Raw genomic sequence first — 15,909 nt, 5'->3', positions numbered from 1 at the left:
ATTGTCACCCAGCGCTCCTAGCGGCGCTCAGCTCGCGGATCACGCCGAGGATCACGACCAGCGACTCGCCCTTCTGGACGTACCCGTCGGCGCCGGCGGCCAGGGCGCGGTCGGCCATCTGCTCCGCCCCGAAGCCGGAGAGCACGAGGATGGTCGCGTCGGGGACCAGCCGGCGCAGCGTCGGCAGGGCTTCGAGGCCGTCCATGACCGGCATCGACAGGTCGAGGAGCACCAGGTCCGGGCGGTGCTCGGTGACAACCTCGATGCCCTCCCGGCCGTCCGCGGCCTCGGCGACCACCCGGTGCTCAGCCCGGGTCAGGGCGAGGCGGAGCAGGGCCCGGATGTCGTCGGTGTCGTCGACGATCACGGCCCGCATGGATCCGGCGCCAAGCGTCTGCTTCATCTCGAGACGAACGTTAGGGAAGGGGAGAGCCTCGCGGGTGGCGTTCGCCGAACTTTTCCAAACTTGAGTGGAACAGACTCAAGTTCTGCTGCGTTGAACCCGATGACGAGGGAGACTCCTCGCAGCACCGCTCGAGACCAGGAGATCACGCACATGAGCCAGTTCGGCGCCGACAAGTTCACCACGCGCAGCCGCGAGGCGATCGAGGCCGCCCAGCTCGCCGCGACCACGGCGGGCAACTCGACCGTCGAGCCCATCCACCTGCTGGTGGCCCTGCTCCTCCAGGAGGGCGGGACCACCGCGTCGCTCGTCACCAAGGCGGGTGCCGATCCCGCGGCGCTGGTGCGCGCGGCCTCCGCGCAGCGCGACGCGCTGCCGAAGGCGAGCGGGTCGAGCGTGCAGACGCCCAAGGCCTCGTCCGCCCTCACCCGGGTCCTCGCCGGGGCACTCGACCTCGCCGGCGGCATGAACGACGAGTACGTCGCCACCGAGCACCTGTTCATCTCGCTGGCCACCGTCGAGAGCTCGGCGGCGAAGGTGCTGACCGACGCCGGCCTGACCGAGCAGGGGCTGCGGGAGAGCCTGACCACCGTGCGCGGCAACCGCCGGGTGACCAGCCAGGACGCGGAGTCGACGTACGAGGCACTGGAGAAGTACTCCGTCGACCTGACCGCGTCGGCCGAGGAGGGCCGGCTCGACCCGGTCATCGGCCGCGACTCCGAGATCCGCCGCGTGATCCAGGTGCTGAGCCGACGCACCAAGAACAACCCGGTCCTGATCGGCGAGCCCGGCGTCGGCAAGACCGCCGTCGTCGAGGGCCTCGCCCAGCGCGTCGTCGACGGCGACGTCCCCGACTCCCTGAAGGGTCGCCGGGTGCTGAGCCTGGACCTGGCCGCCATGGTGGCGGGCGCGAAGTTCCGCGGCGAGTTCGAGGAGCGGCTCAAGGCCGTGCTCGACGAGATCAAGGCGGCCGAGGGCCGGGTCATCACCTTCATCGACGAGCTGCACACCGTCGTCGGCGCGGGCGCCGGCGGCGACTCCGCGATGGACGCCGGCAACATGCTCAAGCCGATGCTGGCCCGCGGCGAGCTGCACATGATCGGCGCGACCACCCTCGACGAGTACCGCGAGCGGATCGAGAAGGACCCCGCCCTGGAGCGCCGCTTCCAACAGGTCTTCGTCGGCGAGCCCAGCGTCGAGGACACCATCCAGATCCTGCGCGGCATCCAGGAGAAGTACGAGGCGCACCACGGCGTCCGGATCACCGACGCCGCCCTGGTCGCGGCCGCGACCCTCTCCGACCGCTACATCACCGGCCGCCAGCTGCCCGACAAGGCCATCGACCTGGTCGACGAGGCCGCGTCGCGGCTGCGGATGGAGATCGAGTCCTCGCCGGAGGAGATCGACCAGCTTCGTCGCCAGGTGGAGCGGATGAAGATGGAGGAGTTCGCCCTGGGCCGCGAGAGCGACCCCGGCTCCCAGGCCCGGCTGGCCGACCTGCGCGCCGACCTCGCCGACAAGGAGGAGGAGCTGCGCGGCCTCGAGGCCCGCTGGGAGCGCGAGAAGTCCTCGCTGGAGGGCGAGGGCGAGCTGCGCCGCCAGCTCGACCAGTTGCGCATCGAGGCCGAGCGGCTGCAGCGCGAGGGTGACTTCGAGAAGGCCAGCGAGCTGCTCTACGGCCGGATCCCCGAGCTCGAGAGCCGGATCCACCAGGCCGCCGACGCCGAGAAGATCGAGACCGACGAGGCGCCGCTGGTCGGCGAGGAGGTCGGTGCCCAGCAGGTCGCCGAGGTCGTCGAGGCCTGGACCGGGATCCCCACCGGCCGGATGCTGGAGGGCGAGACCGCCAAGCTGCTCAAGATGGAGGACGTGCTCGGCGAGCGGCTGATCGGCCAGCGGGCCGCGGTCACCGCCGTCAGCGACGCCGTACGACGCTCGCGCGCCGGCATCGCCGACCCGAACCGGCCGACCGGCTCGTTCCTGTTCCTCGGCCCGACCGGCACCGGCAAGACCGAGCTCGCGAAGTCGCTGGCCGACTTCCTCTTCGACGACGAGCGGGCCATCGTCCGCATCGACATGAGCGAGTACTCCGAGAAGCACTCCGTCGCCCGCCTCGTCGGTGCTCCTCCCGGCTACGTCGGGTACGACGAGGGCGGCCAGCTCACCGAGGCGGTGCGCCGCCGGCCGTACTCCGTCGTCCTCCTCGACGAGGTCGAGAAGGCGCACCCGGAGGTCTTCGACATCCTGCTGCAGGTGCTCGACGACGGCCGGCTGACCGACGGCCAGGGCCGCACGGTCGACTTCCGCAACACGATCATGATCCTGACCAGCAACCTCGGCTCGCACTTCCTGGTCGACCCCCTGCTGGACCCGGAGAAGAAGCGCGACTCGGTCATGGCCGTCGTGCGCTCGACGTTCAAGCCGGAGTTCCTGAACCGGCTCGACGAGGTCGTCACCTTCGACGCGCTCACGCCCGAGGAGCTGACGCACATCGTCGACCTGCAGCTCGCGCTGCTGGAGAAGCGGCTGGCGGTGCGGCGGATCACGATCACGGTCACCGAGGCGGCCAAGCGCTGGCTCGCCGAGACCGGGTACGACCCGGCGTACGGCGCCCGCCCGCTGCGCCGGCTGATCCAGACCTCGATCGGCGACTCGCTGGCCAAGCTGCTGATCGCCGGCGAGGTGACCGACGGGGCGGCCGTGCAGGTCGACATCGCCGACGCCGGTGGGCTGGTGCTGCGCAGCGCCTGACCCCGGCCTGATCCCGAGTGGTGTGCCCCAGGACGCGTTCCGGCGCGTGCTGGGGCACACGACCGTCCGGCCCCGACCGGTCCTCTGATGGAATGAGAGCTATGAGCAGCCCGACCCGCCCCCCACAGGCCACCTTCGCGGCGGGCCTGGCCATCGGCGGCTCGGTCCTGCTGGTGCTGTTCGCGTTCGAGACCGTCTCGGGCCTCCGGTCCCTGGAGACCCGTCAGGCGGTCGAGGAGTTCGTCGCCCGCCCGCCCGGTGAGGGCATGGGCCTGGACGTCGAGCAGGTCCTCGGGATCATGCGCGGGCTCGCCATGGTGGCCGCGGCCAGCGCCGCCGCGATCGCGGTGCTCGGGGTCTACGCCCTGCAGCGTTCCCGCCCGGCCCGGCTGGCGCTCACCGTGCTCGCTCCGCTGCTGGCGGTCAGCGGGCTGGTCCTCGGGGGGATGCTCTCCTCGGCCGTCGCCGTCGCCATCGTGATGCTCTGGCTGCAGCCGTCCCGGGACTGGTTCAACGGCGTCGCGCCGCGGCCGGCGCCCGAGCGGCGTCCCGAGCGGACTCCGGATCCCGAGCCGCCGACGCCCTGGCAGCAGCCGCCCCCGCCGGCGTCCGTCCCGTCGACGAGCGAGCCCCGCCCCTACGCCGGGTTCGGCAACGCCCCGCAGCCGCACCAGGCGCCGCTGGCACCGGGCGCGCCCGCGCCGTACCAGCCGCACGGCGCCGCCCGCCCGGGCGCGCCCGGGCCACGGCCGCCGGCCGTGCTGTGGGCCTGCGTGCTGACCTGGGTGCTGACCACCCTGATCGCCGGCGGCATGCTGCTGACCGCCGTCGTGGTCGGGCTCTCGCCCGAGCTGGTCCTCGACGAGGTACGCCGCCGCGAGCCGACCATGGCCGACGACATCACCGAGGACATGCTGGTGGGCACGGCGATCGCGATGGCCGCGATCGTGGTGCTGTGGTGCGTGGCGGCGGCCGTCCTCGCGTGGTTCGCGTTCCGCCGGGCCCAGTGGGCGCAGGTCAGTCTGCTGGTCTCGGCGGGGGCCGCCGCGGCCTGCTGCCTGCTCGGCGCCGGGGTCGGGACCTTCCCGCTGCTGGTGCCGCTGGCCGCCTGTGCGGTCACGTTCTCGCTGCTGCTGCGGCCCGAGGTGCGCGCCTGGTACGCCGCTCGTGGAACGATCTGACCCATGAGCGATCCGCACCCGCCCTGGGGCCCGCCGCCGCAGGACAACCCCTACGGTCAGCAGCCGCCCGCGAACCCCTACGGCCAGCAGCCGCCGGCCGGCTCGTACGGCCAGCAGCCCGGCAACCCGCACGGCCAGCAGCCGCCGGCCAGCCCCTACGGCCAGCCCGGCGCGCCGTACGGCCAGCCGGCCCGCGACCCCGACCGCCGGCCGGGCACGGTCACGGCCGCGGCCATCGTGACGATGGTGTCCTCCGGGGTGAGCTTCCTGCTGTGCGCCCTGCTCGCGCTGCTCATCATGGTGGCCCGCGACGACCTGATCGACGCGATGGAGGACGAGATGACCGCCTCCCAGCGCGACGTCTTCAACGGCGACGACCTCGCGACCGTCATCACGGTGATCGTGGTGGCCTTCGCCGTCTGGTGCCTGGTCGCCCTCGTGCTGGCGATCTTCGCGATGCGGCGCTCCAACGTCGCGCGGATCCTGCTGGTGATCTCGGCCGCGATGACCGCCATCGTCAGCCTGCTCATCATCACCTCGGTCGTGAGCGGGCTGACCCTGATCGCCGGGATCGTGGTGATCGTGCTGCTGTTCACCGGCGGCGCGAACGAGTGGTTCGCCCGGCGCGGTCAGCAGCCCGAGCTGCCGGTCGGCACCACCCAGCCCTGGGGCTGAGCCTCAGGCGTGGAGCTGCGCCGCCGCGAGGCGGCGCAGCCCCTCCTCGATGATCTCGGGCTGCTTGCAGAACGCCCACCGCACGAGGTGACGACCCGCGTCGGCGTCGTCGTGGAAGACCTGGCTCGGGATCGCGACCACCCCGGCCCGCTCGGGCAGCGCGAGGCAGAAGGCCATCCCGTCCGGCCAGCCAAGGCCGCCGACGTCGGTGGTGGCGAAGTAGGTGCCCTCGGGCACCCGGACCTCCAGCCCGACCTTCGCGAGTCCGGCGCAGAGCAGGTCGCGCCGCTCGCGGAGCTCGGCGGCCAGCCGGGCCGGGTAGTCCGGCTCGTCGTCGAGCGCGTGCGCGACCGCCGGCTGCAGCGGTGAGCCCGAGGTGAAGGTCAGCCACTGCTTGGCGGCCAGCACCGCCTGCACCAGCTCGCGCGGCCCGGTGGCCCAGCCGACCTTCCAGCCGGTGAAGGAGTACGACTTCCCGGCGCTCGAGAGGGTCAGCGTCCGCTCGGCCATGCCGGGCAGGGTCGAGATCGGGACGTGCTCGACGTCGTACACGAGATGTTCGTAGACCTCGTCGGTGATCACGACGAGGTCGCGCTCGACGGCGACGTCGGCGACCGCCTGCAGCTCGGCCCGGGTCAGCACGGTGCCGGTCGGGTTGTGCGGGCTGTTGAGGAGCACGTAGCGGGTGCGGTCGGTGACGGCGGCGCGCAGCTCGTCGACGTCGAGCCGGAAGTCGGGCGCGCGCAGGGTGACCGGCCGACGTACCCCGCCGGCCATCTGGATCATCGCGACGTAGGAGTCGTAGTACGGCTCCAGCACGACGATCTCGTCACCGGGGTCGACCAGCCCGAGCAGCGCGGCCGCGATCCCCTCGGTGGCGCCGGTCGTCACGACGACCTCGCTGTCGGGGTCGAGCTCGATGCCGTAGTGCCGCTGCTGGTGCCGCGCCACCGCGTGGCGCAGCGCCGGTACGCCGACCCCCGGTGCGTACTGGTTGTGCCCGCCCTCCAGCGCCTGCACCGCCCGCGCGATCACCTCCGGCGGCCCGTCCACGTCCGGGAACCCCTGCCCCAGGTTGACCGACTGCGTCCGCACCGCCAGCGCCGACATCTCCGAGAAGATCGTCGGCGCGATCCCGTGCAGGCGCTGGGCCAGTCGCTGCGTAGCCATGCGGGCGAGCGTACGACGCACGGGTCTCGATACGCCCCGCTCGTCCCTCGCGGTGCTACTCGACCGGCGAGTGGCGCCTCGTTGGTCGAGTAGCGAGCGAGTGGCGCCTCGTTGGTCGAGTAGCGAGCGAGTGGCGCCTCGTTGGTCGAGTAGCGAGCGCCAGCGAGCGTATCGAGACCTACTCCTGCCGCCGCCGCTCGAAGTCCTTCTTGGCCAGGGCCGGGAGGCCGGCGTAGTCCTGGCGGATCAGGGCGAGTCGCTTGGCCCTGCTCCAGTTCTGGATCTGCTTCTCGCGCGCGAAGGCGATGCCGACGTTCTCGTGCTCCTCGTGCCAGACGAGCTCCACCGGTCGCCGCCAGCGCGTGTACGTCGCCCCCTCGCCGATCTGGTGCTCGTACAGACGGCGCTCGAGGTCGCGGGTGCTACCGACGTAGAACGTTCCGTCCGAACAGCGGAGCATGTAGGTGAAGGCCATGCCGCCCGATGGTGGGCGGCGGGCCGGGCGAGTGCAATCGGTCGTGGAGCGCCTGTGGAGAAGGGTGGTCTCGATACACCCCGCTCGTTCCTCGCGGGGCTACTCGACCGGCGAGGAGTCGTGGTGCGGGATGATGGGCGGGTGACGACCGTGGACACTGACCTCGCTGCCGACATCGACGCCTGCTGCCGGCTGACCGGCACCTTCACGCTCCGCTCAGGGCAGGTGGCGTCGGAGTACTTCGACAAGTACCTCTTCGAGGCCGACCCGGCGCTGCTGTCGCGGGTGGCGCGGGAGATGGTGCAGCTGCTGCCGGCCGACACCGAGATGCTCGGCGGGCTGGAGCTCGGCGGGGTCCCGATCGCGACGATGGTGAGCTACCTGACCGGCCACCCGGCGCTGTTCGTGCGCAAGAAGGCCAAGGAGTACGGCACCTGCAAGCTCGCCGAGGGCCCGGACGTGGCCGGCCGGCGGGTCACCCTGATCGAGGACGTCATCACCACCGGCGGCGCCGTACGCGACGCCACGCGCGCGCTGCGCGAGGCCGGGGCGATCGTCGAGGTCGTCGTCTGCGCCATCGACCGCAGCCCGGCGGGCGAGAACCCGCTCGCCGACGTCGGCCTCGAGGTCCGCCCGGTGCTCACCAAGGCTCAGCTCGACGCCGCTCGGGACGCCGCCTCCGTCTGAGGTTGAGAGCTGCCCCTACGGTCGGGGACATGTACGCCGCCGCCTCGTCGACCGCCCAGAGCTCCGACGACCTGACCGGGGTCGCGGGGTGGGCGGTCGAGGTGATGGAGCGGCTCGGCGGTCCCGGTGCCGGGCTGCTCATCGCGCTGGAGAACCTCTTCCCGCCGCTGCCGAGCGAGATCATCCTGCCGCTGGCCGGGTTCGCGGCCAGCCGCGGCAGCTTCTCGCTGACCGGCGCGATCGTGTGGACCACGGCGGGGTCGGTCGTGGGTGCGCTGGTGCTGTACCTGCTCGGCCGCTCGCTCGGCCGCGAACGGGTGCTGGCGCTCTGGCTGCGGCTGCCGCTGGTCGAGCAGCACGACTTCGAGCGCACCGAGCAGTGGTTCGGCCGGCACGGCCGCAAGGCGGTCTTCTTCGGCCGGATGCTCCCGCTGTTCCGGAGCCTGATCTCGATCCCGGCCGGCGTCGACCGGATGCCGCTGTGGCAGTTCGGGCTGCTGACCACGATCGGCAGCGCGATCTGGAACACCACGTTCGTGCTGGCGGGCTACCTGCTCGGCCACGAGTGGCACCGCGTCGAGCCCGTGGTCGGCTGGCTGCAGTGGGTGGTGCTGGCGGTGGTCGCCGTCCTGGTCACCCGGTGGATCGTGCTGCGGGTCCGGCACCGGGGTACCGCCTGAGGCTCAGCCTCCGTGGGCCCCGGTGTTGTCGAACCCGGCGATGTCCACGTCCGGGCGGCCGTCGCCGTCGTTGTCGTCGCCGCGCGGGCCGGACGTACGACGGTGCCGCACCCACTCGTAAGCGAGCGGGACGACGGTGAACGCGAGGATCGCCAGGGTGACGTAGTCGATGTTCTCGCCGATGGCGGGGAACGCGGCGCCGAGGAAGAAGCCCAGCAGGGTGATGCTGGTGACCCACAGCAGAGCCCCGATGGCGCTCCAGAAGAAGAAGCGGCGACGGTCCATCAGGGTGATGCCCGCGACGACCGTGATGTAGGTGCGGACGAAGGGCACGAACCGGCCACCGACCAGGGCCTTGCTGCCGTGCTTGTCGAAGAAGGCCGACGTCTGGTCGAGGTACTTCTTCTTCAGCAGCCGCCCGTCGCGCTCGTAGAGCGGCGGGCCGATCTTGCGCCCGATCTCGTAGCCCGCGACGTTGCCGAGGAACGCCGCCAGGCTGAGCAGCGCGATCGCGATGACCAGCTCGACGATCTCGTGCTCGATCCCGAGCAGGTGGATCTGCCCGCCGGCGATGAACAGGCCGAGGGCGAACAGCAGCGTGTCGCCGGGCAGGAACGGGAAGAACAGCCCGCACTCGACGAAGACGATCGCCAGACTGATCCAGATGAAGTAGCCGCCGTACTCGTGTTGCAGCCACTCCGGGTCCAGCCACTTGATCCCGAACAGGAGTGGGGTCAGGTCGAGGCCGGCGATCACCCGCTTACGGTACCTGCCCGTGCGCGCGACCCGGACCCGTCTTTAGTCTCTGCGACGTGGGTCACGAGACGGACGACGAGCGGCGGGCGCCGTACGACCCGATGCCGCACGGCCCGGCCGAGGTCGGGGTGGGCCCCTGGGAGGGTGTCCGGCCCACCGGTCCCGGCTCCGAGGTGTACGACGAGCAGCTGCTGGCCGAGGGCGACCGGCGCAACGTGGTGGACCGCTACCGCTACTGGAGCCTCGAGGCGATCGTCGCGGATCTCGACACCCGGCGACACGGGTTCCACGTCGCCATCGAGAACTGGCAGCACGACTTCAACATCGGCACGATCGTGCGCTCGGCGAACGCGTTCCTCGCGGCCGAGGTGCACATCGTCGGCAACCGCCGGTGGAACCGTCGCGGCGCGATGGTGACCGACCGCTACCAGCACGTGCGGCACCACCCGGACGTGCCGGCGCTCGCGGCGTACCTCGCCGGGCTGCCCGGGGGCCCGGTGCGGCTGCTCGGCATCGACAACCTGCCGGGCTCGGAGCACCTGGAGACGATGGAGCTGCCGGAGCGGGTGTGCTTCCTGTTCGGCCAGGAGGGCCCCGGTCTCTCGCCCGGCGCGCGCGAGGCGTGCGACGGCACCTTCTCGATCGCGCAGTTCGGCTCGACCCGCTCGATCAACGCCTCGGCGGCCGCCGCGATCGCCATGCACGCCTGGGTCCGCGCGCACGCCGACCTGGGCGGCGGGTCGGCCTGGCGCGGCTGAGGGGCGTCCCCTGACATCGTCCGCCGAGACCTCCGGCTCGGAGGTCGGTGACGTGCCCGACGGTCCGGGGCGGCGGCGGACGACCCCGGGCTGGGACTAGGCTGGCGGGTGATCGCCGTCGTCGCCCGAGGAGCCTGAGATGCCCATCGCCACCCCCGAGAAGTACGCCGAGATGCTCGACGCCGCGAAGGGCAACGCCTACGCGTTCCCCGCGATCAACGTCTCGTCGTCGCAGACCCTGAACGCGGCGCTGAAGGGCTTCGCGGACGCGGGCTCCGACGGCATCATCCAGGTCTCGACCGGCGGTGCGGAGTACCTCTCCGGCCCGTCGATCAAGAACATGGTCGCCGGCTCGGTGGCGTTCGCGGCGTACGCCGCCGAGGTCGCGAAGAACTACCCCGTCAACATCGCGCTGCACACCGACCACTGCCCGAAGGACAAGCTCGACGGCTTCGTCCGCCCGCTGCTCGCGATCTCCGCCGAGCGGGTGGCCCGGGGCGAGGCGCCGCTGTTCCAGTCGCACATGTGGGACGGCTCGGCCGTGCCGCTGGAGGAGAACCTCGTCATCGCCGAGGACCTCCTCGAGCGCTGCATCAAGGCCAAGATCATCCTCGAGATCGAGGTCGGTGTCGTCGGCGGCGAGGAGGACGGCGTCGCCCACGAGATCAACGACAAGCTCTACTCGACCCCGGCCGATGCGATCGCGACGGCCAAGGCGCTGGGGTACGGCGACCGCGGCTACTACATGACCGCGCTGACCTTCGGCAACGTGCACGGCGTCTACAAGCCGGGCAACGTCAAGCTCCGCCCGGAGGTGCTGATGGAGGCCCAGGAGGCCGTCGTCGGCGAGTTCGGGCTCGAGGCCGGCAGCAAGCCGTTCCACCTGGTCTTCCACGGCGGCTCGGGCTCCACGCCCGAGGAGATCGCCGCGGCGGTCGACTACGGAGTCGTGAAGATGAACGTCGACACCGACACCCAGTACGCCTTCACCCGCCCGGTCGCCGAGCACATGCTCCGCAACTACGACGGCGTGCTGAAGGTCGACGGCGAGGTCGGCAACAAGAAGCAGTACGACCCGCGCGCCTGGGGCAAGGCCGCCGAGGCCGGCATGGCGGCCCGGATCGTCGAGGCCTGCGAGAACCTGCGCTCCGCCGGCAAGTCCCTGGGCTGAGCCCCACCTGTCCGACGTCATGCGCCCCGAGCCCTGGAGGGCTCGGGGCGCATGACGTTGCGGGGTCAGTCGGGCAGCTCGGCGGCCGTTTGCGGGGCGGGGCGCGCCGCAGCCCCGAATCCGGCGTGGTCGGGGCGCTCGAAGAACAGCACGGCGACCAGGCCGATGACGAGCACCGCGGCCGGCAGCAGCACCGACGCGGCCATCGCGTCGGCGAACGGGTCGAGCGCGGCCGCGGGCAGTGCGCCGCCGGAGGCGCCCTCGGTGGCGCCGGAGAACGACGGCAGGCCCTCCGCCGCCAGTCGGGCGTCGATCAGCACCGCGATCGCGGCGGAGCCGATGACGGCGCCGACCTGGCGGGTCGCGTTGTAGACCCCCGACCCGGCGCCGGCCTGGTGGAGGGGCAGGTTGCGGGTGGCGGTGGCGGAGTTGGGCGCCCAGACCGAGGCGTTGCCGATGCCGAAGACGACCATCGGCAGCACCAGCCACCAGGTGGCGGCGCCCGACGCCATCACCGCGGCGATGCCCGTGGTGGCGCCCACCAGCAGCGCGAAGCCGACGCCGGTGATCGCCCGCGGGTGGACCCGGTCGGTCAGCACCCCGACGGGCTTGGCGAGCGCGATCGTCATGATCGCCATCGGCACCAGCAGCAGGGCGGCCCGGGTGGGGCTGAGCCCGCGCACCACCTGGGCCCAGAGCATCAGCGGGATCGCCATGCTGGTGATGGCGAAGCCCATCACCGAGATCGCGACGTTGGCGAGCGAGAAGTTGCGGTCGCGGAACAGCTCCAGCGGCACCAGCGGCTCCCGGGTGTTGCGCGCCTGCCAGAGGACGAAGGCGCCGAGCACCACGACGCCCCCGACGATCATCGCGATCACCGCGGTGCTCCAGTCGAGCTCGTGGCCCTCCTGGATGCCGAAGACCAGCAGGAACATGCCGACCCCGCTCAGGGCCACGCCGAGCCAGTCGAAGCGGTGCTGGTTGGTCGGGAGCGTCGGCACCAGCCGCCAGGCCAGCGCGAACCCGACGATCCCGACCGGGACGTTGATGAAGAAGATCCACTCCCAGCCGAGGCCGTCGACCAGCACGCCGCCGAGGATCGGGCCGACCAGCGTCGCGACCCCGGCCGTCGCACCCCACAGCGACATCGCCTTGCCCCGGCGCTGCGCCGGGAAGATGCGGGTGATGATCGCCATCGTCTGCGGCGTCATCATCGCGGCACCGAGGCCCTGCACGACCCGTGCGAGGACCAGTCCCTCGATGGAGCCGGTGAGTCCGCACCACAGCGACGCCAGCGTGAAGACGGTCAGGCCGATGAGGTAGAGCCGCTTCGGCCCGAACCGGTCACCGAGCCGGCCCGTGATCAGCACCGGCACGGCGTACGCCAGCAGGTAGGCGCTGGTCACCCAGACGACGGAGTTCACGTCGGCGTCGAGGTCGGCGATGATCGCCGGGGTCGCGACCGACACGATGGTCGAGTCGACCAGGATCATGAAGAAGCCGAGGCAGAGCGCGAACAGTGCCGGCCAGGGGTCCTTCTCCTCCGTGGCGGGGACGGTCGTCGGGGCAGCGGGACGGGTCACGGTCCTACTGAACACCACACCGTGGACACTGGGACCATGAGCCACGTCGATCTGATGGCCGGACCCCCGCCCACCCACCTCCCCGTCGACCCCGCGAGCGCCGAGCTGACCGGCTCGGTCGAGCCCGTCGACGTCGTACGACGCCACCCCGAGTCACCGCTCGCCTGGGCGACCCTCGCGGCGAAGGCCGCCGACGAGGGACTCGACCCGGTGACCGTCTACGCCTACTCCCGGGTCGGCTACCACCGCAGCCTGGACCTGTTGCGCCGCAACGGCTGGAAGGGCCACGGCCCGGTGCCGTGGGAGCACGAGCCCAACCGCGGCTTCCTCAGCGCGCTGGCCCTGCTCGCCCTGTCGGCCAAGGCGATCGGCGAGACCGCCGAGTGGGAGCGTTGCTCGGAGTTCCTGCGCGACTCCAGCCCGACGGCGTACGACGAGCTGCTCGGCGGCGCCTGACCGGCACGCGTGTCCCGGCCGGGTCTTATCCAAGGTTTTGGCAGAAAGCTTGGATAAGATCTGCTGGTGAGCCAGGAAGCTGCGCCGGGACCGAGTGCCGTCAGCTACGAGGAACGACCGTGGGATGCCGACGGCACGGCGATGTCGCGCCGCGCGCGACTGCAGGCCCGGGGCCGTTACAAAGCCGCGTTGGTTCCGCCGATCGCCGATGCCGTGTTCGATCTTCCGGCAAGCGTCGCGGCCGAGGCTGGGGACGCCCTCAACGAGATCACCCGGTTCGACGCCGAGCTGTCCAGCCGTCAGGGGACCTACGGGGTCGAGTTCGCTCCGCTCGCTGCCGTGCTCCTGCGCACCGAGTCGGCGTCCTCCTCCCAGATCGAGAACGTCACGGCGGGAGCGAAGGCGCTGGCCCTGGCGGTCATCCACGAGGGGGCCGGTGAGAACGCGCGTCTGGTCGCAGCGAACGTCGAGGCCATGCGCCGGGCGATCGACCTGACCGAACGACTCGGTCACGCCGAGGTCCAGGCCATCCAGGGGGTTCTCACCGCCGGGCAGGAGCAGGCGCAGCCGGGGCGCTACCGGGAGGGACAGGTGTGGATCGGAGGGCATGCCCCCACGCCGCACACCGCGTCGTTCGTGCCACCCCACGACAGCCGGGTCGTCGACGCGATGGAGGACCTGTTCGTGTTCGGCGAGCGCACGGACCTGCCCGTCCTGGTGCACGCCGCGCTCGCCCACGCCCACTTCGAGACGATTCACCCGTTCGCCGACGGCAACGGTCGCACCGGACGCGCGCTCGTGCACGTGATGCTGCGCCGGGCGGGCGCGACGACCCGCCTGACGATCCCGGTCTCGGCGGGGCTGCTGGTCGAGGTGGACTCCTACTTCGCCGCGCTGACCGCCTACCGACATGGAGACGCCGTCCCCATCGTCGAGCAGTTCACCTCGGCGGCCTTCGCCGCGGTGGACAAAGGGCGTCGGCTGGACCTCGACCTGGCTGACATCTACGCCGAGTGGGAGGAGGTCGTGCACGCCCGCCGCCACGCGACGGTCTGGCGGGTGCTGCCCCACCTGGTCGCCCAACCGGCCGTCAACGTCGCGTTCGTGAGGGAGGCGACGGGGGTGTCGGACACGGCAGCCGCGGCCGCCATCGATCGGCTCGTCGAAGCCGGCGTCCTGAGCCCTGCGTCGGCGAACCGGCGCAATCGGGTCTGGGTCGCCGACCGCGTGCTCGGGGCGCTCGACGAGTTCGCCGCCCGTGCGGGCCGCCGGGGTGCACCGCGGTAGCCACTCGCCGAGCTCGCAGGCGTGGGCAGTGAGCGCCTAGGAATGCACCCTCAGGCCGCCGCCGGCCGCAGCAGCCCGCGCACCCGCTCCGAGCCCAGCGCGAGGAACAGCGTGGGGAGCCGCGGACCGCGGTCGGCGGCGACCAGCAGGTTGTAGAGCAGCTTGAAGAACCGCTTCTGGTCGTCCTTGACCTCGTCGGTCGGGGCGTCGTCGAGATCGAGCCCGCGGGCGAGCTTCGGGACGCCGTAGATCAGCGTCGTGAGCTCGTCGGGGCCGGGGGAGTCGGGTAGCCGGTCGAGCAGCTGGTCCAGCCAGCGCGACTCGTCCTCGTCGAGCGCGGCGAGACGCTCGACGTCGGGCGACGTGCGGACCGTCGTGCGCTCGGAGTCGGGCACGAACTCCGTCACCCAGGTCGCCGCCTTGCCCAGCCGCGGCTGCAGGTCGTCGACCGAGTCGTGTGGGTGCCCGACCTCGCCGACGATCCGGCTGACCTGCTCGGTGCTGCCGGCGGTCACGTCGGCCACCGACGACAGCAGTCGGAAGGGAACCACGACGCGGGGCGTCGGCAGGACTCCGGCGGCCGCGGTCGAGGAGGCGCGCTCGAAGGCGAGCACCTGCGCGTCCCGCTTGTCCGGGTTCGCGGCCTTGCGGCCCAGCGCGTCCCACTCGTCGTACAGCCGCACGACCTCGGCGCCGAAGTCGATGTCGAAGGCCTGCTTGGGCTGGCGGCGCGCGTAGAGCCAGCGCAGGATCGGCGCCTCGAGGATCTGCAGCGCGTCGGCCGCGGTCGGCACGCCACCGGCCGACGACGACATCTTCTGCATGCCGGCGAAGCCCACGAACGCGTAGGCGACGTACGACGGCGCGCGGAAGTCGAAGACCCGCTTCACCAGCTCCTTGCCGACGGTGTACGACGAGCCGGGCGTCGAGTGGTCGAGCCCGCCGGGCTCGAAGTCGACGCCCTCGTAGGCCCAGCGCATCGGCCAGTCGACCTTCCACACGAGCTTGCCCTCGTGCTGGGTCGCGACGTTGGTGACGCCCGTGAACGAGCACGAGGAGCAGGTGTAGGACAGGTCGGTGGTGTCGTCGTCGTACGCCGTGACCTCGACGGTGTCCCGGCCGCAGTCGCGGCAGTACGGCCTGTAGGGGAACCGGGCCAGCGACCCGCTGCCGGTGCTCTCGTCGGTGTCGTCGAGGCCGGCGACCGAGTCGGCGAGCGCCTCGGCCTCCTGCTCGGTCTCCGCGACCGGCTCGGCCTTCTTGGTGCGGTGCTTGGCGAGCACGTCCTCGATGGTGTCGCGGTGCCGGATCGCGTGCAGGACCTGCTCGGTGTAGGCGCCCGCGCGGTACTGCTCGGTCTGGGAGATCTCGAGCATCTCCACGCCGAGCTCGGCGAGCGCCTCGCGCAGCGGCGCCTTGAAGTGCTCGGCCCAGGACTCGTGGCAGGCCCACGGGTCAGGCACGGCGGAGAGCGGCCGGCCGATGTGCTCGCTCCACGACGGGTCGACGCCCGCCGGCACCTTGCGGAACCGGTCGAAGTCGTCCCAGCTGTGCAGGTGGCGCACCGGGATCCCGCGGCGGCGGATCTCCTCGGCGACCAGGTGCGGGGTCAGGAACTCGCGCAGGTTGCCGAGGTGGATCGGCCCCGACGGGCTGGCGCCGGAGGCGCAGGTGATGACCCGGTCGTCGCCGCCTTCCCGTGCGTGCCGGACGGCGTCGTCGGCGGCGCGGGTCACCCAGTCCGTGGGCTCGCCCTGGTTGCTGCCTCGTGCCATGTCCGCGTCGTCTCCTGGGTCGTGCTGGTCGGCTGAGCGGATCACGCTACTAGGGCATCCGGCGGCGGAGACCGGGAAGGGCGCCGGAGCCGTCCCCTGTG

At 71.8% G+C, this 15,909-nt stretch carries 15 protein-coding genes; 9 read left to right on the top strand and 6 right to left on the bottom strand.

Going from position 1 to position 15,909, the window contains the following annotated elements; genetic code table 11:
• Positions 1 to 4: 4 nt before the first annotated feature.
• Positions 5 to 403, bottom strand: coding sequence for a response regulator transcription factor (locus MUB56_RS02425; protein ID WP_244930323.1), 399 nt, complete (start codon positions 401 to 403; stop codon positions 5 to 7).
• Positions 404 to 556: 153 nt separating this feature from the next.
• On the opposite strand from MUB56_RS02425, the gene clpB reads away from it, so the two are divergent.
• From clpB to MUB56_RS02410, 3 genes are all read left to right on the top strand, one after another.
• Positions 557 to 3,154: an ATP-dependent chaperone ClpB gene (gene clpB, locus MUB56_RS02420; protein ID WP_244930322.1), complete on the top strand. Its 2,598-nt coding sequence runs from the start codon at positions 557 to 559 to the stop codon at positions 3,152 to 3,154.
• A gap of 101 nt (positions 3,155 to 3,255) precedes the next feature.
• A complete protein-coding gene (locus tag MUB56_RS02415) occupies positions 3,256 to 4,335 on the top strand; it encodes a hypothetical protein (RefSeq protein WP_244930321.1) in 1,080 nt (359 codons plus the stop codon).
• Between the two features lie 3 nt (positions 4,336 to 4,338).
• Entirely contained in the window at positions 4,339 to 5,010 is a 672-nt protein-coding gene (locus tag MUB56_RS02410; protein WP_244930320.1) for a proline-rich domain-containing protein, read from the top strand.
• 3 nt (positions 5,011 to 5,013) lie between these two features.
• Here MUB56_RS02410 and MUB56_RS02405 read toward each other — a convergent pair whose 3' ends face one another.
• Both MUB56_RS02405 and MUB56_RS02400 read right to left on the bottom strand, forming a co-directional pair.
• A complete protein-coding gene (locus MUB56_RS02405; protein ID WP_244930319.1) occupies positions 5,014 to 6,180 on the bottom strand; it encodes a pyridoxal phosphate-dependent aminotransferase in 1,167 nt (388 codons plus the stop codon).
• 178 nt (positions 6,181 to 6,358) lie between these two features.
• On the bottom strand, positions 6,359 to 6,655 hold the full coding sequence (locus MUB56_RS02400) for a GIY-YIG nuclease family protein (RefSeq protein ID WP_244930318.1): 297 nt from the start codon (positions 6,653 to 6,655) through the stop codon (positions 6,359 to 6,361).
• Between the two features lie 141 nt (positions 6,656 to 6,796).
• Here MUB56_RS02400 and pyrE point away from each other — a divergent pair, with 141 nt between their 5' ends.
• A complete protein-coding gene (gene pyrE / locus MUB56_RS02395; protein WP_244930317.1) occupies positions 6,797 to 7,342 on the top strand; it encodes an orotate phosphoribosyltransferase in 546 nt (181 codons plus the stop codon).
• A gap of 29 nt (positions 7,343 to 7,371) precedes the next feature.
• Complete coding sequence (locus tag MUB56_RS02390) at positions 7,372 to 8,022, top strand: DedA family protein (RefSeq protein ID WP_244930316.1); 651 nt, start codon at positions 7,372 to 7,374, stop codon at positions 8,020 to 8,022.
• 3 nt (positions 8,023 to 8,025) lie between these two features.
• Here the strand turns inward: MUB56_RS02390 and MUB56_RS02385 are convergent, their stop codons facing one another.
• Positions 8,026 to 8,778 (bottom strand): VTT domain-containing protein, encoded by a 753-nt coding sequence (locus tag MUB56_RS02385; protein ID WP_244930315.1) that lies wholly within the window; start codon positions 8,776 to 8,778, stop codon positions 8,026 to 8,028.
• A gap of 101 nt (positions 8,779 to 8,879) precedes the next feature.
• Between MUB56_RS02385 and MUB56_RS02380 the strand changes: the two genes are divergently transcribed.
• Both MUB56_RS02380 and fbaA read left to right on the top strand, forming a co-directional pair.
• Positions 8,880 to 9,536 carry a TrmH family RNA methyltransferase gene (locus tag MUB56_RS02380; RefSeq protein WP_244932340.1) on the top strand — a complete coding sequence of 219 codons (657 nt, stop codon included), beginning with the start codon at positions 8,880 to 8,882 and terminating at the stop codon, positions 9,534 to 9,536.
• A gap of 139 nt (positions 9,537 to 9,675) precedes the next feature.
• Positions 9,676 to 10,707: a class II fructose-bisphosphate aldolase gene (gene fbaA / locus MUB56_RS02375; protein WP_244930314.1), complete on the top strand. Its 1,032-nt coding sequence runs from the start codon at positions 9,676 to 9,678 to the stop codon at positions 10,705 to 10,707.
• 65 nt (positions 10,708 to 10,772) lie between these two features.
• Here fbaA and MUB56_RS02370 read toward each other — a convergent pair whose 3' ends face one another.
• The gene (locus MUB56_RS02370) at positions 10,773 to 12,290 is read right to left on the bottom strand and encodes a DHA2 family efflux MFS transporter permease subunit (RefSeq protein ID WP_280637351.1); all 1,518 of its coding nucleotides are present in this window, start codon (positions 12,288 to 12,290) and stop codon (positions 10,773 to 10,775) included.
• A gap of 36 nt (positions 12,291 to 12,326) precedes the next feature.
• Here MUB56_RS02370 and MUB56_RS02365 point away from each other — a divergent pair, with 36 nt between their 5' ends.
• Both MUB56_RS02365 and MUB56_RS02360 read left to right on the top strand, forming a co-directional pair.
• Positions 12,327 to 12,746, top strand: coding sequence for a DUF3151 domain-containing protein (locus MUB56_RS02365; RefSeq protein WP_244930313.1), 420 nt, complete (start codon positions 12,327 to 12,329; stop codon positions 12,744 to 12,746).
• A 66-nt stretch (positions 12,747 to 12,812) separates the two neighbouring features.
• Complete coding sequence (locus MUB56_RS02360) at positions 12,813 to 14,033, top strand: Fic family protein (RefSeq protein WP_244930312.1); 1,221 nt, start codon at positions 12,813 to 12,815, stop codon at positions 14,031 to 14,033.
• A 50-nt stretch (positions 14,034 to 14,083) separates the two neighbouring features.
• Here the strand turns inward: MUB56_RS02360 and lysS are convergent, their stop codons facing one another.
• A complete protein-coding gene (gene lysS / locus MUB56_RS02355) occupies positions 14,084 to 15,808 on the bottom strand; it encodes a lysine--tRNA ligase (protein ID WP_244930311.1) in 1,725 nt (574 codons plus the stop codon).
• Between the last annotated feature and the right edge of the window lie 101 nt (positions 15,809 to 15,909).

It is taken from the genome of Nocardioides sp. W7, from assembly GCF_022919075.1.
GTDB lineage: Bacteria > Actinomycetota > Actinomycetes > Propionibacteriales > Nocardioidaceae > Nocardioides.
This window is presented reverse-complemented; position numbering and strand designations above follow the sequence as displayed.

Excerpts from the sequence above, each read along its gene's own strand:
- MUB56_RS02400 (WP_244930318.1), bottom strand. The coding sequence starts at position 6,655 with ATGGCCTTCACCTACATGCTCCGCTGTTCGGACGGAACGTTCTACGTC.
- MUB56_RS02415 (WP_244930321.1), top strand. The coding sequence starts at position 3,256 with ATGAGCAGCCCGACCCGCCCCCCACAGGCCACCTTCGCGGCGGGCCTG.
- MUB56_RS02405 (WP_244930319.1), bottom strand. The coding sequence starts at position 6,180 with ATGGCTACGCAGCGACTGGCCCAGCGCCTGCACGGGATCGCGCCGACG.
- MUB56_RS02365 (WP_244930313.1), top strand. The coding sequence starts at position 12,327 with ATGAGCCACGTCGATCTGATGGCCGGACCCCCGCCCACCCACCTCCCC.
- MUB56_RS02425 (WP_244930323.1), bottom strand. The coding sequence starts at position 403 with ATGAAGCAGACGCTTGGCGCCGGATCCATGCGGGCCGTGATCGTCGAC.
- fbaA (WP_244930314.1), top strand. The coding sequence starts at position 9,676 with ATGCCCATCGCCACCCCCGAGAAGTACGCCGAGATGCTCGACGCCGCG.
- clpB (WP_244930322.1), top strand. The coding sequence starts at position 557 with ATGAGCCAGTTCGGCGCCGACAAGTTCACCACGCGCAGCCGCGAGGCG.
- MUB56_RS02390 (WP_244930316.1), top strand. The coding sequence starts at position 7,372 with ATGTACGCCGCCGCCTCGTCGACCGCCCAGAGCTCCGACGACCTGACC.
- MUB56_RS02380 (WP_244932340.1), top strand. The coding sequence starts at position 8,880 with ATGCCGCACGGCCCGGCCGAGGTCGGGGTGGGCCCCTGGGAGGGTGTC.
- lysS (WP_244930311.1), bottom strand. The coding sequence starts at position 15,808 with ATGGCACGAGGCAGCAACCAGGGCGAGCCCACGGACTGGGTGACCCGC.
- MUB56_RS02410 (WP_244930320.1), top strand. The coding sequence starts at position 4,339 with ATGAGCGATCCGCACCCGCCCTGGGGCCCGCCGCCGCAGGACAACCCC.